This window comes from Kitasatospora sp. NPDC058032, assembly GCF_042885845.1.
In the GTDB taxonomy this organism is placed as follows: Bacteria; Actinomycetota; Actinomycetes; order Streptomycetales; family Streptomycetaceae; genus Kitasatospora.
Genome location: NZ_JBHVRK010000027.1, coordinates 1 through 22,631, shown reverse-complemented (window position 1 = coordinate 22,631; position 22,631 = coordinate 1). Strand labels below are relative to the sequence as shown.

Genomic DNA, 22,631 nt, shown 5'->3' with positions numbered 1-22,631 from the left:
GGGGCCCCGGACGCACGGCGTCCGGGGCCTCCGCGCGTCTGCGACACTGGAACAACCATGCCTAAGCCCGGAGAACTCACCTTTGTCGCGCCGCGCGGCGCCAAGCCCCCGCGACACCTCGCCGACCTGAGCCCCGCCGAGCGCAAGGAGGCCGTCGCCGAGCTGGGCGAGCAGCCGTTCCGCGCCAAGCAGCTCTCCAACCACTACTTCGGCCGGATGTCGAACGACCCGGCGAGCTGGACGGACATCCCCGCCGCCAGCCGGGAGAAGCTCACCGGGAGCCTGCTGCCCGAGCTGATGTCGGTGGTCCGGCACGTCTCCTGCGACGACGACGCCACCCGCAAGACGCTCTGGAAGCTGTTCGACGGCACGCTCGTCGAGTCGGTGCTGATGCGTTACCCGGACCGGGTCACCATGTGCATCAGCTCGCAGGCCGGCTGCGGCATGAACTGCCCGTTCTGCGCCACCGGCCAGGCGGGACTGACCCGCAACCTGTCCACCGGCGAGATCGTCGAGCAGATCGCCGCCGGGATGCGCGCGCTCAAGTCCGGCGAGATCCCGGGCGGCGAGGCCCGGCTCTCCAATGTGGTCTTCATGGGCATGGGTGAGCCGCTGGCCAACTACAACCGGGTACTGGCCTCGATCCGTCGGCTGACCGACCCGGCGCCGGACGGCTTCGGGCTCTCCCAGCGCGGCATCACCGTCTCCACCGTCGGCCTGGTCCCGGCCATGCACCGGTTCGCCGACGAGGGGCTCAGCTGTCGCCTGGCACTGTCGCTGCACGCCCCGGACGACGAGCTGCGCGACGAGCTGGTGCCGGTCAACACCCGCTGGAAGGTCGCCGAGGTGCTGGACGCGGCGTGGAACTACGCCGAGAAGTCCGGCCGCCGGATCTCCATCGAGTACGCGCTGATCAAGGACATCAACGACCAGGCGTGGCGGGCGGACCTGCTCGGCCGGCTGATCAGGAACCAGCGGGTGCACGTGAACCTCATCCCGCTGAACCCCACCCCGGGTTCCAAGTGGACGGCCTCCCGGCCGGAGGACGAGCGCGAGTTCGTCCGGCGGCTGCAGGCGCACGGCGTGCCGACCACTGTTCGCGACACCCGGGGGCAGGAGATCGACGGCGCCTGCGGCCAGCTCGCGGCGGCCGGCTGATCGTAGCGACGGCCCGCGGTCCGCGATCTGCGGACCGCCGGCCGGGTCAGCGCAGCCCGGCGGCGGCCAGGGCCGCGGTCGCCCCACCGGTAACCAGCAGCACGGTGCCGGCCATCAGGGTCCGCAGCACGACGGCGCCGAACAGCAGCCGCGGCGCCGCGCCGAGCCGCAGCAGCGCCTCGCCGACGCCCCGGCGGTCGGCGCGCAGCTCGGCCAGCCGGACGGCCACCGCGCCCGCCGTGCATCCCAGTACCAGCCCGGCCTCGATCGCGGGCAGCAGGTCGGCGCTGCCGGGCTCGCCCAGCCAGTAGCGGACAGTGGTGAGCACCAGCGCGAGCGCCAGGGTCAGCACGGCCAGCGGCGCCCCGAGCCGGCGGGCCTGCGCGGTGAGGCCGCGTCCGGCGAGCAGCCGCAGCGGGGTCGGCCGGCCGAGCGCCAGCAGCCGGCCGGCCCAGCCGAGCAGCGGGCCGGTGAGCATGGCGAGGCCGAGCGCGGAGGCCGCCCACCCGCCGAGCGCGGCGGTGCTGGTGGTGCCGAGCCCGGCCGGCAGGTGGACCGGACGGCCGTCGGCCGCGGCGCCGGGGCGCAGTGCGATGAGTTCCAGGGCGAGGCCGATGACGACCAGGCCGATCGGCAGCGCGAGCCGCCACGGACCGAAGCCGGTCGGCTCGGGGCGGGAGCGACCGGGCAGGGTCTCGGCGTGCGGGACGGCGCCGGCCGCGGCGAGGCCGGCGGTGAGCGGGACGAGCGCGAGCAGGACGATCGGCGCAGCCGCCGGGAGGGCCACACCCATGCCGAGTTCGTCGGCCAGCGCGGGCCCGGCGATGTCGTTGCGCAGGACCAGGAAGAGCAGCAGGGTGAGGCCGGCGCCGGTGCCGCAGGCGAACGCGACCTCACCGGCGATCAGGGCGCGGATCCGGCCGGCGCCGGCTCCGGCGGTGGCGAGGCCGGTGATCCGTTCGGCCCGCCGGGCGGGCAGCGCCCGGGCGGCGACGGCGGCGAACCAGGCGACCGCGGCCAGCGGCGGCAGGCACCAGAGCAGCCGGACGAGGGCGTCGGGGCCGGCGGCCGGGTCGCTCATCGCCCGGCCGAGGGCGCGCAGCAGGAAGGCCGCGACGATCGCGCCGGCCAGGGCGGTCACCAGCCAGCGGCCGAGGTCCAGGGCCCGGTAGCCGCGGACCAGACGGAGATAGAACACCTCGGCCCCCTCAGCGGCCGGCGGCCGGGACGGTGGTGACCCCGGCGGTGCCTGCGGCGGTCCCGGTGACGGCGGTGCGCGGCACGGGCGTGACGGGGCCGGTGAGGCGTCCGTCGACGAGGGCGACGGCGCGGTCCGCGTACCGGACGAGTTCCGGGTCGTGGGTGGCCAGCACGAGGGTGAGCTGGTGGGAGCGGGCCGCGCTGGTCAGTATCCGCAGGACCTGCTCGGCGGTGTCGCGGTGCAGCGGAGCGGTGGGGTCGTCGGCGAAGACGACCGGCGGGAGCGGGGCGAGGGCCCGGGCGACGGCGATCCGCTGGCGCTGGCTCTGCTGCAGCCGGTCGGGCCGGACCTTGGCGAGTTCGCCGATGTCCAGGCGCTCCAGCCACTCGTCGGCGGCGGTGTGGGCGGCCTTGCCACCGGCGCCGGCCAGCAGCAGCGGCAGGGCGACGTTCTCCCGGGCGGTCAGTTCGGGAACCAGGTGCGGCTCGGAGCCGACGAAGCCGAAGCGGTCGCGGCGCAGCCGTTCCCGGCCGGCCCGGCCGAGCGTGTGCACGGGGGCACTGTTGAACCAGACCTCGCCCTCGTCGACGGGGAGCAGCGCGGAGAGGCAGCCGAGCAGGGTGCTCTTGCCGGAGCCGCGCGGGCCGGTGACGGCGAGGACCTCGCCCTCCCGGACCCCGAGCGAGACGCCGCGCAGCGCGGGGGTGCCGTGATGGGACTTGACGATCCCCCGGGCCCACAGCACGTCATTGTCAGGAGGGGCCGCTGCCATGAGGTTCCGTCCTGGGGGGCCGCAGGGATATGACAGTCGTCAGATTAGAACGATCGGGCCTGGGCGCGGGCGCGGCACACTGCTCCATCCGGGGCAAATCGCCCTTAATCAGGCGTGTTTGATCCGAAGTGCGGTCCGATGAACGCACTGCCCCGCCGCCGTTCGACGGAACGCCGCAGGGCGGCCCCGCCGAAGCGGGACCGCCCTGTGACTGAGGGTGGGGAAGAAAGCCGAAGGGTTAGAGCTTCGCCCACGCGTCGGTGAGGCTGGTCCGCAGGATCTGCTCGATCTCGTCGAAGGTCGACTGGTTCGAGATCAGCGGCGGGGCCAGCTGGATGACCGGGTCGCCACGGTCGTCGGCGCGGCAGTACAGGCCGTTGTCGAAGAGGGCCTTCGACAGGAAGCCGTAGAGGACGCGCTCGACCTCTTCGTCGTTGAACGACTCCTTGGTGACCTTGTCCTTCACGAGCTCGATGCCGTAGAAGTAGCCGTTGCCGCGGACGTCGCCGACGATCGGCAGGTCGCGCAGCTTGCCCAGGGTGTTCAGGAAGGCCGACTCGTTGTCGAGCACGTGCTGGTTCAGGCCCTCGCGCTCGAAGATGTCGAGGTTGGCCAGCGCCACCGCGGAGGAGACCGGGTGGCCACCGAAGGTGTAGCCGTGCAGGAAGGTGTTGTCGCCCTTGTAGAACGGCTCGGCCAGGCGGTCCGAGATGATCGTGGCGCCGATCGGGGAGTAGCCCGAGGTCATGCCCTTGGCGCAGGTGATCATGTCGGGCTGGTAGCCAAACTTGTCGGCGCCGAACATGGTGCCCAGGCGGCCGAAGGCGCAGATGACCTCGTCCGAGACCAGCAGCACGTCGTGGCGGTCGCAGATCTCGCGCAGGCGCTGGAAGTACCCGGGCGGCGGCGGGAAGCAGCCACCGGCGTTCTGCACCGGCTCGACGAAGACGGCCGCGACGGTCTCGGCGCCCTCGTTGAGGATGGCCACCTCGATCTCGTCGGCGCACCAGCGGCCGTAGGCCTCGGGGTCGACCGTGCCGTCGGGGCCCTCGAGGAAGGCCGGGGCGCGGTAGATGTTGGTGTTCGGCGCCTTGTGGGTGCCCGGCACCAGCGGCTCGAACGGGGCCTTCAGGCCCGGCAGGCCGGTGATCGACAGGGCGCCCTGCGGGGTGCCGTGGTAGGCGACGGCGCGCGAGATGACCTTGTACTTGGTCGGCTTGCCGGTCAGCTTGAAGTACTGCTTGGCGAGCTTCCAGGCGGTCTCGACGGCCTCGCCGCCACCGGTGGAGAAGAAGACCTTGTTCAGGTCGCCCGGGGCGTAGTTGGCCAGGCGCTCGGCCAGCTCGACGGCCTTCGGGTGGGCGTAGCTCCACACCGGGAAGAAGGCGAGCTCCTTGGCCTGCTTGGCGGCGGCCTCGGCGAGCTCCTCACGGCCGTGGCCGGCCTGGACGACGAACAGGCCGGCGAGGCCGTCGAGGTACTTGCGCCCCTTGTCGTCCCAGACGTAGGTGCCCTCGCCCTTGACGATGGTCGGCACGGGAGAGTTCTCGTACGACGACATGCGGGTGAAGTGCATCCACAGGTGGTCGTAGGCGGTCTTGGAAAGGTCCTTCTGCGCCGGGTCGGCTGTCATCGGGTGCCCCAGGTGTAGGTCTGTTTCCGGAGCTTCAGGTAAACGAAGCTCTCGGTGCTCCGCACGCCGGGAAGCGCGCGGATGCGCTTGTTGATCATTTCGAGCAGGTGCTCGTCGTCCTCGCAGACCAGTTCGGCCAGGAGGTCGAACGAGCCCGCGGTGCAGACGACGTAATCGACCTCGTCGAGGGCGGCCAACGCGTCGGCGACGGGTTCGATGTCGCCCTCGACCCGGATTCCGACCATCGCCTGGCGGGTGAAGCCGACGGTGAGCGGGTCCGTGACGGCGACGATCTGCATCACGCCCTGGTCGAGCAGCTTCTGGACGCGCTGCCGCACGGCTGCCTCGGACAGGCCGACGGCCTTGCCGATGGCGGCGTACGGGCGGCGCCCGTCCTCCTGGAGCTGCTCGATGATCGCCTTGGAGGCGGCGTCGAGGGGAACGCTGGCGTTCCGGTCGCGGTTGGCCACGCCGCCACTGTGCCCGATCGTTCCCGTGTTCGCAAGCGAGGAAACTGCTGATTTCGTCGCGATCTTGGAAAACGCATGCGGATTTCATCGTTCGCGCGCCGTCGGCCTGTCGATACCGGCAGTCGTCGGGCTACCCTGGCTACGGTACGCGCGCGGCCCCGCAGCGCCGTGCGCATTCCGCCAAACCAGTGGACCGCGGCACTTGCGGCGCGGCCACTCGGCGCCCTTCGTCGGCCGGTCCGACCGACGTACCATGGCGCCGGATTCTGCAACGCCGCAGGCCGAGACCGAGGAGAGACCCGTGAGCGACCTTCGCACGCTGCGCAACTACATCAACGGTGAGTTCGTCGATGCGGCCGACGGCCGCACGCTCGACATCGTCGACCCCACCACCGGCGAGGTCTACGCGACGTCCCCGCTGTCCGGTGCCTCCGACGTGGACGCCGCCATGGAGTCCGCCGCGGCCGCGTTCCCGGTCTGGCGGGACACCACCCCGAGCACCCGGCAGAAGGTGCTGCTCAAGATCGCCGACCGGGTCGAGGACCGGGCCGACGAGCTGGTGGACGCCGAGTGTCGCAACACCGGCAAGCCGCGGGCGCTGACCCTCTCCGAGGAGATCGGCCCGATGGTCGACCAGATCCGGTTCTTCGCCGGTGCCGCCCGCCTGCTGGAGGGCAAGGCCGCCGGTGAGTACATGGACGGCATGACCTCGATCGTCCGCCGCGAGCCGGTCGGCGTCTGCGCCCAGGTCGCGCCGTGGAACTACCCGATGATGATGGCCGTCTGGAAGTTCGCCCCGGCCATCGCCGCCGGCAACACCGTGGTGCTGAAGCCCTCCGACACCACCCCGGCCTCCACCGTGCTGCTGGCCGAGATCATCGGCGGCGTGCTCAAGGAGCTGGAGCTGCCGGCCGGCGTCTTCAACGTGATCTGCGGCGACCGCGAGACCGGCCGTCTGATGGTCGAGCACAGCACCCCGGCGATGGCCTCCATCACCGGCTCGGTGCGCGCCGGCATCCAGGTCGCCGAGTCCGCCTCCAAGGACGTCAAGCGCGTCCACCTGGAGCTGGGCGGCAAGGCCCCGGTCGTGGTCTTCGAGGACGCCGACATCGCCGAGGCCGTCGAGGGCATCTCGGTGGCGGGCTTCTTCAACGCCGGCCAGGACTGCACCGCCGCCACCCGCGTGCTGGTGCACGAGTCGATCCACGACGCCTTCGTCGAGGCGCTGGCCAAGGCCGCCGCCGAGACCAAGACCGGTGGCGTGGACGACGAGGACGTGCTGTACGGCCCGCTGAACAACGCCAACCAGCTGAAGCAGGTCTCCGGCTTCATCGAGCGCCTGCCGGAGCACGCCAAGGTCGAGGCCGGCGGCCACCGGGTCGGCGACAAGGGCTACTTCTACGCCCCGACCGTCGTCTCCGGCCTGCAGCAGGACGACGAGATCATCCAGAACGAGGTCTTCGGCCCGGTCATCACCGTGCAGAAGTTCAACGACGAGGAGCAGGCCGTCGGCTACGCCAACGGTGTCGAGTTCGCGCTGGCCTCCTCGGTGTGGACCAAGGACCACGCCCGTGCCATGCGGATGTCGCGCCGCCTGGACTTCGGCTGCGTCTGGATCAACACCCACATCCCGCTGGTCGCCGAGATGCCGCACGGTGGCTTCAAGAAGTCCGGCTACGGCAAGGACCTCTCCTCCTACGGCTTCGAGGACTACACCCGCGTGAAGCACGTCATGACCGCGATCTAGCGGGTCATGACCGTCGGCGCTGTATGACCGCGATCTGATGAGACATTGATCGCGTGGTCGGACGTAGGGCCCGGGTCTTCGTGACCCGGGCCCTCTGCCTTTGCACCCTGTCGGTGGGCGGCACGACCGGCTGACAGGATGGACCTCCATTTCGGTCCGACGACTCTCTAGCCTTGCCGCATGAGCATCCCCACCGCTGACTCAGCCGCCGGCCAGGCCGTCAAGGCCGCCGACCGCGCGCACGTCTTCCACTCGTGGTCCGCCCAGGCGCTGATCGACCCCCTCGCGGTGGCCGGCGCCGAGGGCTCGTACTTCTGGGACTACGACGGCAACCGCTACCTGGACTTCTCCTCCCAGCTGGTCAACACCAACATCGGGCACCAGCACCCGAAGGTGGTCGCGGCGATCCAGGAGCAGGCGGCGAAGCTCTGCACCATCGCCCCCGGCTTCGCGGTCGAGTCGCGCAGCGAGGCCGCCCGGCTGATCGCCGAGCGCACCCCGGGCGACCTCGACAAGATCTTCTTCACCAACGGCGGCGCCGAGGCCAACGAGAACGCCATCCGGCTGGCCCGGCTGCACACCGGCCGGCAGAAGGTGCTCTCCACCTACCGCTCGTACCACGGCGCCACCGCCAACGCGATCGCCCTGACCGGCGACCCGCGCCGGTGGGCCAACGAGACCGGCGTCTCCGGCATCGTGCACTTCTGGGGCCCGTACCCGTACCGCTCCAACTTCCACGCCGAGAACGAGGCGCAGGAGTGCGAGCGCGCGCTGGCCCACCTGGAGCAGATCCTCGCCTTCGAGGGTCCCGGGACCGTCGCCGCGATCATCCTGGAGACCGTGGTCGGCACCGCGGGCATCCTCGTCCCGCCGCCCGGCTACCTGGCCGGCGTCCGGGAGATCTGCGACCGCTACGGCATCGTCTTCATCCTCGACGAGGTGATGGCCGGCTTCGGCCGCACCGGTGAGTGGTTCGCCGCCGACCACTGGGGCGTCACCCCGGACCTGCTCACCTTCGCCAAGGGCGTCAACTCCGGCTACGTGCCGCTCGGCGGCGTGGCGATCAGCGCCGAGATCGCCGCCACCTTCGCCGAGCGCGCGTTCCCCGGCGGGCTCACCTACTCCGGCCACCCGCTGGCCTGCGCCTCCGCGGTGGCGACCATCAACACCATGGCCGAGGAGGGCATCGTCGAGAACGCCAAGCACATCGGCGAGACCGTGCTCGGCCCCGGCCTGCGCGAGCTGGCCGAGCGCCACCCGTCCGTCGGCGAGGTGCGCGGCCTCGGCGTCTTCTGGGCACTCGACCTGGTGAAGGACCGGGAGACCCGCGAGCCGCTGGTGCCGTACAACGCGGCCGGCGCCGCCAACGCGCCGATGGCCGAGCTGGCCGCCGCCTGCAAGCAGCGCGGGCTGTGGCCGTTCGTCAACATGAACCGCTTCCACGTCGTCCCGCCGTGCACCGTCACCGAGGAGGAGGCGAAGACCGGCCTCGCCGTCCTCGACGAGGTGCTGTCGCTCACCGACGCGCACACCGTCTGACCCACCGACAGAACGGCCCCGGGCGCCACCCCCGTGCGTCCGGGGCCGTTCCACGCCCCGGAGGCCCCACCATGCCCAGCACCACCCCGACCCGCCGCCCGAGCGGGGCCCGCCGTCCGACCCGCCGCCGGATGCTCGGCGCCACCGCCGGACTGTTCGGGACCGCGGCCCTGACCGGCTGCGGCATCCCGGCCGCCTACGTGGACGAGGACCGCCGCTCCGCCCCCGACCGCTCGGAGGGCGAGAAGCGGCTGGGCTTCTCCAACTGGACCCAGTACATCGACGTCGACGACGACGGCGGACGCCCGACCCTGGACGACTTCACCGAGCGGACCGGGATCAAGGTCACCTACACCGAGGACATCAACGACAACGACGAGTTCTTCGGCAAGATGGGGCCGGTGCTCACCCAGGGCACCGACCCCGGCCGCGACCTGATGGTGGTCAGCGACTGGATGGTCGGCCGCTACATCGGGCTCGGCTGGGTGCAGGCCGTCGACCGGGCCAACCTGCCCAACGTCACGGCGCAGCTGGACCCGCAGCTGGCCGACCCGGCCGTCGACCCCGGGCGCCGGCACAGCGTGCCCTGGCAGTCCGGGATCACCGGGATCGCCTACAACCGCAAGGAGCTGGGCCGCGAGCTGAAGTCCGTCTCCGACCTGTGGGCGCCCGACCTGAAGGGCCGGGTCACCCTGTTCGCCGGGCTGGACGAGGCGCTCGGCCTGCTGATGCTCTCGCACGGCGCCGACATCACGGCCTTCACCGAGGACGACGCCAACCGGGCGATGGACCTGGTGCAGCGGATGGTCGACAGCCGGCACGTGCGCCGCTTCACCGGCAACGACTACACCAGCGACCTGGCCTCCGGCGCCGCGCTGGCCTGCCAGGCGTACTCGGGTGACGCCGTCCAGCTCACCGCCGAGAACCCGGACATCGCCTTCGTGGTCCCGGAGGAGGGCGGCGAGCTGTGGGCGGAGAGCCTGCTGATCCCCAACCGGGCCGTGCACAAGCGCAACGCCGAGCTGCTGATCGACCACTACTACCGGCCCGAGGTGGCCGCCGAGCTGGCCGCCGCCGTGCAGTACATCTGCCCGGTGCCGGCCGCCCGCGAGGTGCTGGCGGCCAGCGGGGACCGGGAGAAGGCGGAGCTGGCGGAGCACCCGCTGGTCTTCCCGACCGAGGAGATGCGCGCCCGGCTGCACACCATGCGCGACGTCACCTCCGCCGAGCGGCCCGCCCTGCACAAGGTGTGGACCCGGATCACCGGCGTCTAGCTAGGCGTCCGCCGTCGCGGCGCACGGTCACCGGCGCACGGCGTCCAGCGCGAGCAGGGCGACGTGCAGGGAGAGGCAGGACTCGACCTGGTCGAGGTCGACGCCCAGGATCCGCTCGACCTTGTGCAGCCGGTCGTAGAAGGACGGCCGGGACAGGTGCGCGGCGTCGGCGGCCGCGGACTTGTTCCGGCCCTGCTCCAGGTAGATCCGCAGCATCTGCACCAGCTGGCCGTTGTGCTCGGCGTCGAAGGCGAGCAGCGGGCCCAGCTCCCGTTCCACGTAGGTCTGCAGCCGGGCGTCGTCGCGCAGCAGGTGCAGCAGGCCGCGCAGCCGTACGTCGGGCAGCCGGTAGTACGACGCCGCCCGGCCGCCGGGCCCGTCGTGCAGCGCGGCGTCGGCGACCTGGGTGGCCTCCAGCAGGGTGCGCCGGGCGTCGCGGACCGAGCCGACCGAGGAGCCGACCGCGACCACCGGCGCCGGCGCGGCCGGGTCCCGGGCCGCCTCGGCGGCCAGCCGGCGCAGCGCCGCGGCGAAGGCGTCCAGCGCGGCGTGCTCGTCCTGCTGCGGGCCGAGCGCGATCAGCACGCCGACGCCCTCGTCGTCCAGCGCGCCGACCAGCGCGGAGAGCCGGCAGGTGCGGACGGCGCTCGCCGCGAGTTCGGTGAAGTCGCGCAGCCGGGCCTGTGCCTCCAGCGCGGCGGGGATCGGGCCGCGTCGCTGGCGCAGCACCGCGCCGACCAGCCGCCGTCCCTCCAGCGGGACGCCGAGCGCCTGGGCGCGCAGCGCCACGTCGGAGACGGTCAGCGCATGCGTGAGGATGCCGGAGAGCAGGGTGCGGTGGGTCTGCCGCTCCAGGCTCTCCCGGTCGCGGACCACCAGCCGGTTGAGCGCCAGCGCGGAGGCGCCGCGCTCCAGCAGCATGGTGTACGGGTGCGGGCCGCCCTCCGGCAGCGGTCCCGGCTCCTGCACCAGCACCAGCCGCCCCCAGTCCTGGCCGCGGGCGCCGACGGTGGTGACCAGCCAGCCGCTGCGGGGGTCGTGGCCGGTGCGCCCGGTCGGCCGCACGCCCCGCGAGCGGCGCTCCCAGTCCTCCAGCAGCTCGGCCTCGGGCCGCCCGGCGGGGTCGTGGGTGAGCACCTGGTGGGCGAGGTTCTCCAGGACGACCGGCGAGCCCGCGATCCGGGCCACCTGCCGGACCACCTCGGACGGTTCGGCGCCCTCCACGACCAGCTCGTTGAAGACCTGGTGGATCGCCTCCGAGGTGCGCAGCTGCTCCAGCTGGGCGTTGACCACCAGGGCGTGCACCGCCTCGGTGACGGCGACGAAGCGCAGCTCGCGGCGGAGCGCGATCAGCGGCAGTCCGCGCTGCTCGGCGGCGTGCACCAGGGCCCGCGGCAGGGTGTCGAAGTAGCGCCGGCCGTACTCGATGACCAGCCCGGCGGCGCCGATGTCGGCGAGCTCGCGCACGTACCGGGCCAGCCCCTCGCGGTCCTCGGGCAGGGCGATGCCGGTACTCAGCACCAGCTCGCCGCCCTGCAGCATGCCCGCGACGTCGGGCAGCTCGCTGACGTGCACCCAGCGGACCGGACGTTCCAGGTGGTCGGCGCCGGCCACCACCTGGGGCAGGCCGCGGCGCATCACCTCCAGGTCGAGCACATGGGCGACGGTGGGGAGCAACGCGGCCTCCAGGGTTCAGAGTGTCAGGCAATCATCCATCGCGGCGACGATCTGTTGCCCTGCCCGAAGCCTTGCACCTTGTAAGGCGCTTCGCGTCGAGGTTGTCGCAGTGACCCTTGTCACGCCCCCGCGGCAGCGGGCATGGTCAGCGAGTCGGCAATGGTGAGACCTGGACAGCACCGGTGATCAGCCGGTTTGATGCCCCGCACCGGATCCCCGCACCCCGCGCCCCCGCACCCGGCCCGTTCGGTCGGAGGGCGCCGGTGCGGCCCTCGGCCCGCCGACGAGTGCGGCACGGCGGGGCCGGCACGGCCGTCCGTGCGGCACACGAACCACCGGGACTTGGAGGAAGTTATGGACCTGACCGACTTCGGCGCGGGCGCGCAGTACATCGCGGGCCGGCGGAGCCGGGGGAGCGGTGCTCCCTTCCAGGTCGTCAACCCGGCCGACGGCAGCGTCGTCGAGGAGGTCGCCCTGGCCTCCACCGAGCAGGTCGACGAGGCCGTGGCCGCCGCCCGGGCCGCCCTGCCCGGGTGGGCCGGTGCCACCCCCGGCGCCCGCTCCGAGGCCCTGACCCGGCTGGCCGCGATCCTCACCGACGCGGCCGGGGACCTGGCCCGGGTCGAGACCGCGCAGACCGGCAAGCCGATCAAGCTCTCCACCGAGTTCGACGTGCCCGGCACCATCGACAACACCGCCTTCTTCGCCGGGGCCGCCCGCAACCTGGAGGGCAAGGCCGCGGGCGAGTACTCCGGCGACCACACCTCGTATGTGCGGCGCGAGGCGATCGGCGTGGTCGGCTCGATCTCGCCCTGGAACTACCCGCTGCAGATGGCCGCCTGGAAGGTCCTGCCGGCCATCGCGGCGGGCAACACCATCGTCCTCAAGCCGGCCGAGCTGACCCCGCTGACCTCGCTGATGTTCGCCCGGGCCTGCACCCTGGCCGGCATCCCGGACGGCGTGGTCAACGTCGTCACCGGCGCGGGGCGGGTCGCGGGGGAGCACCTGGTCGCGCACCCGGACGTCGCCATGGTCTCCTTCACCGGCTCCACCGCGGTGGGCAAGCGGGTCGCCGAACTCGCCACCGCGACCGTCAAGCGCACCCACCTGGAGCTCGGCGGCAAGGCCCCGTTCGTGGTCTTCGACGACGCCGACCTGGACGCCGCCGTGCACGGCGCGGTCGCCGCCTCGCTGATCAACGGCGGTCAGGACTGCACCGCGGCCACCCGCGCCTACGTCCAGCGGCCGCTCTACGACGCCTTCGTGGCCGGAGTGGCCGAGCTGTACGGCGCGATCCGGCTGGGCGACCCGCTCGACCCGCGGACCGACCTCGGCCCGCTGGTCTCCTTCACCCACCGCGACCGGGTGGCCGGCTTCGTCGAGCGCGCCCGCGGCTACGCGACCGTGGTCACCGGCGGCGCCGCCCCCGCGAAGGGCCACGACGGCAGCGACCTCACCCGCGGCGCCTACTACCGCCCCACCCTGATCACCGGCGCCGCCCAGGACAGCGAGGTCGTCCAGGGCGAGATCTTCGGGCCGGTCCTGGTCGTGCTGCCCTTCGACAGCGACGACGAGGGCCTGCGGCTGGCCAACGACACCCCCTACGGCCTGGCCGCCTCGGCCTGGACCGGCAATGTGCACCGCTCGCTGCGCGCCACCCGCGAGATCGCGGCCGGCTGCGTCTGGGTCAACGACCACATCCCGATCATCAGCGAGATGCCGCACGGCGGCTACAAGTCCTCCGGCTACGGAAAGGACATGTCGCAGTACTCGCTGGACGAGTACACCCAGGTCAAGCACGTCATGTTCGACACCACCGCGGTCGCCCGCAAGGACTGGCACCGCACCGTCTTCGGAGACAGATAACCGGACCGGGTGGTCCCCCACACCCCCTTCGCCCCCCAGGAGGCCCGTCCCATGGCGTTCAACGAGCTCACCGACGGACTGTCGGAACCGGTCCGCAAGGCCTGGGAACGCAGTCTGACCAGTGGCCGGGCCGCCCTCAGCAGGCGTACCGTGCTGCGCGCCGCCGCCCTCACCGCCGGCGCGGGCTCACTGGCCGCCTGCGGCATCCCGCCGGCCAGGACCGTCAACGGGACCGGCGACTCCACCGCGAACGCCGCCAAGGACCTCTCGGAGAGCGAGCGGGAGGTGAACTTCTCCAACTGGCCGCTCTACATCGACGCCGACGAGAACGACAAGGAGAAGCACGGCACCCTGGAGGCCTTCACGGCCGCCACCGGGATCAAGGTCAAGTACACCGAGGACGTCAACGACAACGTCGAGTTCTTCGGCAAGGTCAAGCCGCAGCTCGCGGCCGGCCAGGACACCGGCCGCGACCTGATGGTGCTCACCGACTGGATGGCCGCTCGGATGATCCGCCTCGGCTGGGCGCAGAAGCTCAACCCGGCCAACGTCACCACCGCGATCACCACCGTCGACTCCCGCTTCCGCGCCCCGGACTGGGACCCGGGCCGGCTCTACAGCTACCCGTGGGCCGGCATCCAGGTGGTCGTCGCCTACAACAAGCGGGCCACCAAGGGGAAGGAGGTCACCAGCGTCGCCCAGTTGCTGGAGGACCCCGACCTCAAGGGCCGGGTGACCTTCCTCTCCGAGATGCGCGACAGCATCGGCATCACCCTGCTGGACATGGGCAAGGACCCGGCGAAGTTCACCGCCGACGACTACGGGGCCGCCGTCGCCCGGCTGCAGAAGGCCGTCGACAACAAGCAGATCCGCCGCTTCACCGGCAACGACTACGGCCAGGAGCTCTCCTCCGGCGACATCGCGGCCTGCGTCGCCTGGGGCGGCGACCTGATCCAGCTGCGGGCCGACAACCCCGACATCGAGTTCGCCATCCCCGAGAAGGGCTTCGTGAGCAGCACCGACAACCTGTTGGTCCCGGCCAAGGCCCAGCACAAGACGAACGCCGAGAAGCTGATCGACTTCTACTACCAGCCGAAGATCGCGGCCCGGCTGACCGCGGGCATCGGCTTCGTCTCCGCCGTCGCCGGCATGAAGGAGGAGCTGGCCGCCATCGCCCCGGACAGCGCGGCCAACCCGCTGGTCGTCCCCACCCCCGAGATGGCGGCCAAGGCGCACGTCTTCCGGACCCTCACCGAGACCGAGGAGAGCGACTTCGAGGAGAAGTTCTCCAAGCTCATCGGCGCCTGACCCCCACTGACGGCAGAGAAAACCAGAGAGACACCACCCATGACAGAGCAGCAGAGCTCCGCGGCCGCCGGCGGCGACGTCCGCCTCACCGGCATCGGCAAGACCTACGGCTCCTTCACCGCCGTCCACCCGCTGGACCTGACCGTCCCGCAGGGCTCCTTCTTCGCCCTGCTCGGCGCCTCCGGCTGCGGCAAGACCACCACCCTGCGGATGATCGCCGGCCTGGAGGAGCCCACCAGCGGCACCGTCCTGATCGGCGGCCAGGACGTCACCGCGCTCCCCCCGTACAAGCGGCCGGTGAACACCGTCTTCCAGAGCTACGCGCTCTTCCCGCACCTCGACATCTTCGAGAACGTCGCCTTCGGCCTGCGCCGCCGCGGCAAGAAGGACGTCAAGAAGCAGGTCGACGAGATGCTCGAACTGGTCGAGCTCGGCCAGTACGCCCGGCGCAAGCCGCACCAGCTCTCCGGCGGCCAGCAGCAGCGCGTCGCCGTCGCCCGCGCGCTCATCAACCACCCCCAGGTGCTGCTCCTCGACGAGCCGCTCGGCGCCCTCGACCTCAAGCTCCGCCGCCAGATGCAGCTGGAGCTCAAGCGGATCCAGACCGAGGTCGGCATCACCTTCGTGCACGTCACCCACGACCAGGAGGAGGCCATGACCATGGCCGACACCATCGCGGTGATGAACGGCGGCCGGGTCGAGCAGCTGGGCGCCCCCGCCGAGCTCTACGAGAACCCCGCCACCACCTTCGTGGCCAACTTCCTCGGCCAGTCCAACCTGCTGGCCGCCGAGGTCACCGGCGGCGCCGGCGAGGACCTGCTGCTCACCGCCGCCGGCGCCCGGCTCACCGTCCCCAGGGCCCGCTGCGCCACCGGCGCCACCCGGGTCCACCTCGGCGTGCGGCCGGAGAAGATCACCATCGAGCACGGCTCCACCGAGGTCGCCGACGGCCGCAACCGGCTCGCCGGCACCGTCGTCGACTCCAGCTTCATCGGCGTCTCCACCCAGTACCTGGTGCGCACCGACGGCGGCCAGGAGGTCACCGTCTTCGAGCAGAACATGGAGCGCGACGCCCGGATCGTCCCCGGCGCCCCCGTCGTGCTGCACTGGAACCCGGCCCACTCCTTCGCCCTGGACGCCGCCCAGGCGATCGACGCGGGCACCGGGGAGGCCGCCGCATGACCGCCACCACCCCGGCCGCGCCACCCCAGGTCGTCCCCCTCCCCGCGGCGGAGCCCAAGCCCCGGCGCCGGCTCACCCCGTACTGGCTGCTGCTGCCCGGCATAGCCTGGCTGGTCGTCTTCTTCGCGGTGCCGCTGGTCTACCAGGGCTCCACCTCGCTGCAGACCGGCTCGCTGGAGGACGGCTTCCGCGTCACCTGGCACCTCGCCACCTACTGGGACGCCCTGGTCGAGTACAAGTGGCACTTCGTGCGCTCGTTCGGCTACGCCGCCACCGCCACCGTGCTCTGCCTCGCCATCGGCTACCCGCTCGCCTACACCATCGCCTTCAAGGTGAGCCGGCGCTGGCGCAATGTCATGCTGATCCTGGTCATCGCGCCGTTCTTCACCAGCTTCCTGATCCGCACCCTCGCCTGGAAGACCATCCTCTCGGACGGCGGCCCGGTGGTCGGCGCGCTCGACGCCCTGCACGTCCTCGACGTCACCTCCGCCCTCGGTCTCACCGAGGGGGACCGGGTGCTCGCCACCCCGCTCGCCGTGGTCTGCGGCCTCACCTACAACTTCCTGCCGTTCATGATCCTGCCGCTGTACACCTCGCTGGAGCGGATCGACCCGCGCCTGCACGAGGCCGCCGGCGACCTCTACGCCCGCCCGTTCACCACCTTCCGCAAGGTGACCTTTCCGATCTCGCTGCCCGGCGTGGTCGCCGGCACCCTGCTCACCTTCATCCCCGCCTCCGGCGACTACATCAACGCCCAGCTGCTGGGCTCGCCGAGCGAGCAGATGGTCGGCAACGGCATCCAGAAGCAGTTCCTGAACGTGCTCGACTACCCCACCGCGGCCGCGCTGAGCTTCATCCTGATGGCCCTGATCCTGGGCATCGTGACGGTCTACATGCGCAAGGCCGGGACGGAGGAACTGGTCTGATGTCCCGAGTGATCGCCTGGATCCGCCGCAACCTGGTGGTACTGGCCGGCCTGCTGGCCCTCGCCTACCTGGTGCTGCCCAACCTCGTCGTGCTGGCCTTCTCGTTCAACAAGCCGGTCGGCAAGTTCAACTACGAGTGGAACGAGTTCTCCACCGACGCCTGGACCGATCCCTGCGGCGTGGCCGACATGTGCCAGTCGCTCTCGCTCAGCCTGCGGATCGCGGTCTCCGCCACCATCGGCGCCACCGTGCTCGGCACCATGGTCGCCTTCGCCCTGGCCCGCTACCGCTTCCGCGGCAAGGCCGCCACCAGTGCGATGATCTTCCTGCCGATGGCGATGCCCGAGGTCGTGATGGCCGCCTCGCTGGGCACCCTCTTCCTCAACATGCGCATCCCGTTCGGCTTCACCACCATCCTCATCGCGCACATCATGTTCTGCCTCAGCTTCGTGGTGACGGCGGTCAAGGCCCGCGTGATGAGCATGGACCCGAGGCTCGAACAGGCCGCCCAGGACCTCTACGCCACCCCCGTGCAGACCTTCCTGCGGGTCACCCTGCCGCTCGCCGCCCCCGGCATCGCGGCCGGCGCGCTGCTCAGCTTCGCGCTCTCCTTCGACGACTTCATCATCACCCAGTTCAACTCGGGCCCGACCACGGTCACCTTCCCGATGTTCGTCTGGGGCGCCTCGCAGCGCGGCATCCCGGTCCAGGTCAACGTCATCGGCACCGCGATGTTCATCGCCGCCGTCGCGCTCACCGTCGGCGGCCAGTGGCTCGGGAACCGCCGCAAGGCCACCGCCTGACCCGCCCGGCCGCCCGCCCGGCGTACCGTCGGGAGGCGGTCGATCACCATCACCAATGTGTAGAGAGTGGCTGATAATGCATGGATTCCGCCCGCGCACTCAGTGACGCCAGGCCCACCCCCTTCTGGCTGGAGGACCCGGGCCGGCCGGCGGCACTGCCCGCCCTGGTCGGCGACACCACCTGCGACCTGCTGGTCGTCGGCGGTGGCTACTCCGGCCTCTGGACCGCGCTCATCGCCAAGGAGCGCGACCCCGCACTGGACGTCGTCCTGGTCGAGGGCAAGGAGGCGGGGTGGGCCGCGTCGGGGCGCAACGGCGGATTCTGCGCGGCCAGCCTGACCCACGGCTTCGGCAACGGCCTGCAGCGCTGGCCCTCCGAACTCGGACAGCTGGAACGCCTCGGCGCCGCCAACCTGGACGGCATCGAGAGCACCCTGGAGCGCCACGGCATCGACGCCGAGTGGGAGCGCACCGGCGAGATCGACATCGCCACCCAACCGCACCAGCTCGACGAACTGCACGAGGTGGCCGAGGCCGTCGCCCGCTACGGCCTCGACATCACCGTGCTCGACCGCGACGAACTGCGCGCCCAGGTCGACTCGCCGACCTTCCTCGGCGGGATCTGGGACAAGGACGGCGTGGCCATGGTCCACCCCGCCAAGCTCGCCTGGGGCCTCAAGCAGGCCTGCCTGGCCCAGGGCGTGCGGATCTTCGAGCACACCCCGGCCACCGCCCTGCGCGAGCACGGCGCCGGCATGGCCGTGCGCACCCCCTACGGCCGGGTCCTGGCCGGCAAGGTGGCGCTCGGCACCAACGCCTTCCCGTCCCTGCTCAAGCGCGTCCGCCCGTACATCGTCCCGGTGTACGACTACGCGCTGATGACCGAGCCGCTCACCGCCGAGCAGCTCGCGGCCATCGGCTGGCAGGGCCGCCAGGGACTCAGCGACAGCGCCAACAAGTTCCACTACTTCCGGCTCTCCGCCGACAACCGGATCCTCTGGGGCGGCTACGACGCCGTCTACCACTTCGGCGGACACCTCCGGCACGAGTACGACCTGCGGCCGGAGACCTTCCGCACCCTGGCACGGAACTTCTTCCACTGCTTCCCGCAGCTGGAGGGCCTGCGCTTCACCAACGCCTGGGGCGGCGCGATCGACACCTGCAGCAGGTTCTCCGCCTTCTTCGACACCGCCCACCGCGGCAAGGTCGCCTACGCCGCCGGCTTCACCGGCCTCGGCGTCGGCGCCACCCGGTTCGGTGCCGAGGTCATGCTCGACCTGCTCGCGGGGGAGCGCACCGAGCGCACCGAACTGGAGATGGTCCGCCGCAAGCCGCTGCCGTTCCCGCCCGAGCCGGTCCGCTGGGCCGGCATCGGGATCACCACCCGCTCGCTGGAACACTCCGACCGAACCGGCGGGCGGCGCAACCTCTGGCTGCGCACCCTGGACCGGATGGGGCTCGGCTTCGACAGCTGATTCCCGCCACTTCCCGGGCCGCTGCCCCGAACGGGTCGACGGCGGCGCGAAGCGTGTAAGAGAGACCCGCCGTCCCCCTCTCGTTGGTGACGGCGGGTCTCCACGCGTTCCGCCGCCACCGAACGCACCGACGCGCAGAGCGGGGACAGCACATGGAGATCACCGGACTGGACTGGCTGGCCCAGGCCGCACCCGACCCGGCGGCCTTCCGGGAGCAGTGGGAGCGCACCGGCCTCGGGCTGGTGCTGCTCCCGGCCGGGCGGCACTGGGACGTCCTCTCCGTCCCCGCCCGACTCGGCCGGCCGGCCGCCGACCTCCTCGGCGCCGGCGCCTGCGGGCCGGTCCTCGCCGACTTCGGCGACGAGCACATCGGCTTCCTGGTGCCCGTCGGCACCGCCGCCCGGTGGATCGGCACCGGCGTGCGCTGCGCGGGGGAGGGCACCTGGGTCGTCGTCCCCCACCCCTACCGCCGCGGCGGGGGCGTGCGCTGGCTCGTCCCGCCCGACGGCACCGGACGGCTCAGCGACCCGGTCCTCCTGGAACTCGCCCTGCACGAGGCCGCCGCCGCACTCGGCGACCGGTGACCGTCCGGCCGCGCCGCCGCGCGCGGCGCGCCAGACTGGAGGGGTGACCACCGCCCCGGACGCCGTCGGCGCGTCCCTCCACCCGGGCCCGGCCCAGCTGCGCCTCGCCGAGCTGGCCCGGCCGGTGTGCGACCGGCACGGGCTCGCCCTGGCCGGCGGCCACGCGCTGCGCGCCCACGGCGTCCTGGCCTGCGACCAGGACGGACTCACCCTGGTGGCCGCCGGTGCCACCGATCTGCCGCAGACCGCCGCCGACCTGGCCGCCGCCTACCGCGCGGCGGGCGGCGGGGTCGCGGAGCGTCCCGGCACGCCCCGGCTGGAGCAGCTCTCGGTGCGGCTCGTCCTGGGCGGACGGGCGCACACCGTCGAGCTGCGCAAGGAGCCGTTGGGCCACCGTCCGGTCCGGATCGGCCTCGGCGGGCCGTCCGACACCCCGCCGACGGTGACCGTCATCGCCCTGGAGGACGCCGCCGCCCTCACCACCGCGCTGCTCGTCGACCGCGCCCTGCCCCGCGACCTGATCGACGTGCACGCGCTCACCGCCTGCTACCGCGAGGGCGAACTGCTCGCCATGGCCACCGGGCTGGACACCGAGTTCCAGCCCACCGCGCTCGCCGAGCGGCTGGAGACGCTGGCCGAGGCCGCCGACGGCCGGTTCCGGGCACGCGGTCTGCCCGCCGGGGAGGTCGACGAACTGAAGCGGTGGGCACTGGCCTGGGCGCAGGACCTCCGGCTGGACCTGCTGGAGACGCAGGAGGCGGCGGACGGCCTGCACGATCCCTACCTGGAGGACCAGGAGGAGGCCTGAGCGTCCACTCGGCCAACTCGGACGTCCGTCACCCGGAAGGCGGCTCTGTCCGACGACCTGTAAGGCTGAATCCTCGATCCCCGTCAGCCTGTTCGTTGAGACCGCCCGGAGCGGCCAGCAGACTGGAACGTGAGCGCGGTAGCCCCCGTGACCCCGCCGCCCGTTCTCGGACGGGTGGCGCCACACCAGGGACCGGTGGCGTCAGGCCGCCCCGACTTCGGAGGCAGACGGACCTTGAGCAAGCACATCACCCACTGGATCGGCGGCCGGCCGGTCGCCACCGCCGGTGCCGCGCCCCGCCGCGGTGACATCTTCGACCCGGCCACCGGCCGGGTCACGGGCCAGGTCGACTTCGCGGAGGTCGTGGAGGTCGACCAGGCGGTCGCCGCCGCCGCCTCGGCCTTCACCGAGTGGCGCACCACCTCGGTCGCCAAGCGCGCCACGGTGCTCTTCTCCTTCCGCGAGCTGCTCAACGCCCGCAAGGACGAGCTCGCCTCGATCATCGTCGCCGAGCACGGCAAGGTGCACTCGGACGCGCTCGGCGAGATCGCCCGCGGCCTGGAGGTCGTCGAGTACGCCTGCGGCATCCCGCAGCTGCTCAAGGGCGGCTACACCGAGCAGGCCTCGACCGGCGTCGACGTCTACTCGATCCGCCAGCCGCTCGGCCCGGTCGCGATCATCTCGCCCTTCAACTTCCCGGCCATGGTGCCGATGTGGTTCTTCCCGATCGCCATCGCGGCCGGCAACACCGTGGTCGTCAAGCCCTCCGAGAAGGACCCGTCCGCCGCCAACTTCCTTGCCGAGCTGTGGAAGGAGGCCGGTCTGCCCGACGGCGTCTTCAACGTCGTGCACGGTGACAAGGTCGCGGTCGACCGCCTGCTGGAGCACCCCGACATCAAGTCGGTCAGCTTCGTCGGCTCCACCCCGATCGCCCGCTACGTCTACGAGACCGGCACCCGCTACGGCAAGCGCGTGCAGGCCCTCGGCGGCGCCAAGAACCACATGCTGGTCCTGCCTGACGCCGACCTCGACCTCAGCGCCGACGCCGCCGTCAACGCCGGCTTCGGCGCGGCCGGCGAGCGCTGCATGGCCGTCTCGGTCCTGGTCGCCGTCGACCCGATCGGCGACGAGCTGGTGGAGAAGATCAAGCAGCGGATGGCCACCCTCACCGTCGGCCCCGGCTGCAACGGCGAGTCGGAGATGGGCCCGCTGGTCACCGGCCAGCACCGGGACAAGGTCACCTCCTACGTGGAGTCCGGCCTCGCCGACGGCGCCGAGCTGGCCGTCGACGGCCGCAAGCACCCGGTCACCGCCGAGGACCGCGACGGCACGCCGACCGCGGACGGCTTCTGGCTCGGCCCCACGCTGTTCGACCACGTGAAGCCCGGCATGTCCGTCTACACCGACGAGATCTTCGGTCCGGTCCTCTCCGTGGTGCGGGTCGCCTCCTACGACGAGGGCCTCGCCCTCATCAACGCCAACCCGTACGGCAACGGCACCGCCATCTTCACCAACGACGGCGGTGCGGCCCGGCGCTTCCAGTACGAGGTGGAGGTCGGCATGGTCGGCATCAACGTGCCGATCCCGGTCCCGGTCGCCTACTACTCCTTCGGAGGCTGGAAGGCCTCGCTGTTCGGCGACACTCACGCGTACGGCCAGGACGGCGTGCAGTTCTTCACCCGCGGCAAGGCGGTCACCCAGCGCTGGCTGGACCCGTCGCACGGCGGTATCAACCTCGGCTTCCCGACCAACAGCTGAGTCGGGGGCGACGCAGGCCGGTCCGTGGGTGCGCGGGCCGGCCTGCGGCATGCCCGGGAGTTTCCCTGGCGTTTGCCTTCGGACGAGAACCGGCGTAGTGTTCCCTAGTCGCTCGGCAAGGAGCACCGGACACGCATCGGCGCGGACGGTCCCGGAGCAGCCAATCCTTTGGAAATGTCTACGCCTCCCCGGCATGGGGTCTATTCGGCGTGTGCATTTTCGGGAATTGCGGCCGGATTCGCTTTTCGGAGCGGTGATCGGCTAGAGTTTGAAACGTCGGACGGGGCGTCAAGCTGCGGAAGACGCCAGCGAATTGGATGAAGGAAGCGCCGGGAACGGCACGGAAAACATCTGGTAAGCTGGAAACACGAAAGAACGAAGCGCCCGGAGGGCCCGCTGGAAGGCGGCTCGAAGGAAGCGTCCGTTCCTTGAGAACTCAACAGCGTGCCA

The 22,631-nt window shown here is 71.8% G+C and carries 18 protein-coding genes; 13 read left to right on the top strand and 5 right to left on the bottom strand.

Translation table 11 applies throughout. The features are described 5' to 3' along the window. Positions 1-57 precede the first annotated feature (57 nt). Complete coding sequence (gene rlmN, locus ACFVUH_RS31035; RefSeq protein WP_355369601.1) at positions 58-1,158, top strand: 23S rRNA (adenine(2503)-C(2))-methyltransferase RlmN; 1,101 nt, start codon at positions 58-60, stop codon at positions 1,156-1,158. Positions 1,159-1,204: 46 nt separating this feature from the next. Here rlmN and ACFVUH_RS31030 read toward each other — a convergent pair whose 3' ends face one another. The 4 genes from ACFVUH_RS31030 to ACFVUH_RS31015 all read right to left on the bottom strand — a co-directional run bounded on the left by ACFVUH_RS31030 (position 1,205) and on the right by ACFVUH_RS31015 (position 5,234). Continuing rightward, positions 1,205-2,356, bottom strand: coding sequence for a hypothetical protein (locus ACFVUH_RS31030; RefSeq protein WP_387916690.1), 1,152 nt, complete (start codon positions 2,354-2,356; stop codon positions 1,205-1,207). 10 nt (positions 2,357-2,366) lie between these two features. Further along, entirely contained in the window at positions 2,367-3,131 is a 765-nt protein-coding gene (locus ACFVUH_RS31025) for an ABC transporter ATP-binding protein (RefSeq protein ID WP_387916688.1), read from the bottom strand. 238 nt (positions 3,132-3,369) lie between these two features. Further along, the gene (locus ACFVUH_RS31020) at positions 3,370-4,764 is read right to left on the bottom strand and encodes an aspartate aminotransferase family protein (protein ID WP_355369595.1); all 1,395 of its coding nucleotides are present in this window, start codon (positions 4,762-4,764) and stop codon (positions 3,370-3,372) included. Next, on the bottom strand, positions 4,761-5,234 hold the full coding sequence (locus ACFVUH_RS31015) for an Lrp/AsnC family transcriptional regulator (protein ID WP_030306695.1): 474 nt from the start codon (positions 5,232-5,234) through the stop codon (positions 4,761-4,763). Before ACFVUH_RS31015 ends, ACFVUH_RS31020 begins: the two co-directional genes overlap by 4 nt. 253 nt (positions 5,235-5,487) lie before the next feature. On the opposite strand from ACFVUH_RS31015, the gene ACFVUH_RS31010 reads away from it, so the two are divergent. The 3 genes from ACFVUH_RS31010 (at position 5,488) to ACFVUH_RS31000 (ending at position 9,794) form a co-directional block, all read left to right on the top strand. Next, complete coding sequence (locus tag ACFVUH_RS31010) at positions 5,488-6,981, top strand: gamma-aminobutyraldehyde dehydrogenase (RefSeq protein WP_355369593.1); 1,494 nt, start codon at positions 5,488-5,490, stop codon at positions 6,979-6,981. A 180-nt stretch (positions 6,982-7,161) separates the two neighbouring features. Next, positions 7,162-8,520 (top strand): aspartate aminotransferase family protein, encoded by a 1,359-nt coding sequence (locus ACFVUH_RS31005; protein ID WP_387916686.1) that lies wholly within the window; start codon positions 7,162-7,164, stop codon positions 8,518-8,520. Positions 8,521-8,591: 71 nt separating this feature from the next. Next, complete coding sequence (locus tag ACFVUH_RS31000) at positions 8,592-9,794, top strand: spermidine/putrescine ABC transporter substrate-binding protein (protein ID WP_387916684.1); 1,203 nt, start codon at positions 8,592-8,594, stop codon at positions 9,792-9,794. 27 nt (positions 9,795-9,821) lie between these two features. Here the strand turns inward: ACFVUH_RS31000 and ACFVUH_RS30995 are convergent, their stop codons facing one another. Beyond that, positions 9,822-11,471: a PucR family transcriptional regulator gene (locus ACFVUH_RS30995; protein WP_355369589.1), complete on the bottom strand. Its 1,650-nt coding sequence runs from the start codon at positions 11,469-11,471 to the stop codon at positions 9,822-9,824. 354 nt (positions 11,472-11,825) lie between these two features. On the opposite strand from ACFVUH_RS30995, the gene ACFVUH_RS30990 reads away from it, so the two are divergent. The 9 genes from ACFVUH_RS30990 (at position 11,826) to ACFVUH_RS30950 (ending at position 22,181) form a co-directional block, all read left to right on the top strand. Further along, positions 11,826-13,337, top strand: a complete 1,512-nt coding sequence (locus ACFVUH_RS30990) for a gamma-aminobutyraldehyde dehydrogenase (protein ID WP_355369587.1) — start codon at positions 11,826-11,828, stop codon at positions 13,335-13,337. Between the two features lie 51 nt (positions 13,338-13,388). Then, positions 13,389-14,645 (top strand): spermidine/putrescine ABC transporter substrate-binding protein, encoded by a 1,257-nt coding sequence (locus ACFVUH_RS30985; protein ID WP_355369585.1) that lies wholly within the window; start codon positions 13,389-13,391, stop codon positions 14,643-14,645. A gap of 39 nt (positions 14,646-14,684) precedes the next feature. Next, positions 14,685-15,827: an ABC transporter ATP-binding protein gene (locus tag ACFVUH_RS30980; protein ID WP_387916682.1), complete on the top strand. Its 1,143-nt coding sequence runs from the start codon at positions 14,685-14,687 to the stop codon at positions 15,825-15,827. Next, a complete protein-coding gene (locus ACFVUH_RS30975; protein ID WP_355369580.1) occupies positions 15,824-16,753 on the top strand; it encodes an ABC transporter permease in 930 nt (309 codons plus the stop codon). The genes ACFVUH_RS30980 and ACFVUH_RS30975 overlap by 4 nt, the downstream gene beginning before the upstream one ends. Then, entirely contained in the window at positions 16,753-17,556 is an 804-nt protein-coding gene (locus tag ACFVUH_RS30970; protein WP_355369578.1) for an ABC transporter permease, read from the top strand. The genes ACFVUH_RS30975 and ACFVUH_RS30970 overlap by 1 nt, the downstream gene beginning before the upstream one ends. A gap of 80 nt (positions 17,557-17,636) precedes the next feature. Further along, positions 17,637-19,031 (top strand): NAD(P)/FAD-dependent oxidoreductase, encoded by a 1,395-nt coding sequence (locus ACFVUH_RS30965; protein ID WP_387916679.1) that lies wholly within the window; start codon positions 17,637-17,639, stop codon positions 19,029-19,031. A gap of 152 nt (positions 19,032-19,183) precedes the next feature. Then, positions 19,184-19,615 carry a hypothetical protein gene (locus tag ACFVUH_RS30960; protein WP_387916678.1) on the top strand — a complete coding sequence of 144 codons (432 nt, stop codon included), beginning with the start codon at positions 19,184-19,186 and terminating at the stop codon, positions 19,613-19,615. Positions 19,616-19,658: 43 nt separating this feature from the next. After that, on the top strand, positions 19,659-20,423 hold the full coding sequence (locus tag ACFVUH_RS30955; protein WP_387916676.1) for a hypothetical protein: 765 nt from the start codon (positions 19,659-19,661) through the stop codon (positions 20,421-20,423). A gap of 234 nt (positions 20,424-20,657) precedes the next feature. Then, positions 20,658-22,181: a CoA-acylating methylmalonate-semialdehyde dehydrogenase gene (locus tag ACFVUH_RS30950; protein ID WP_387916675.1), complete on the top strand. Its 1,524-nt coding sequence runs from the start codon at positions 20,658-20,660 to the stop codon at positions 22,179-22,181. Positions 22,182-22,631 lie beyond the last annotated feature (450 nt).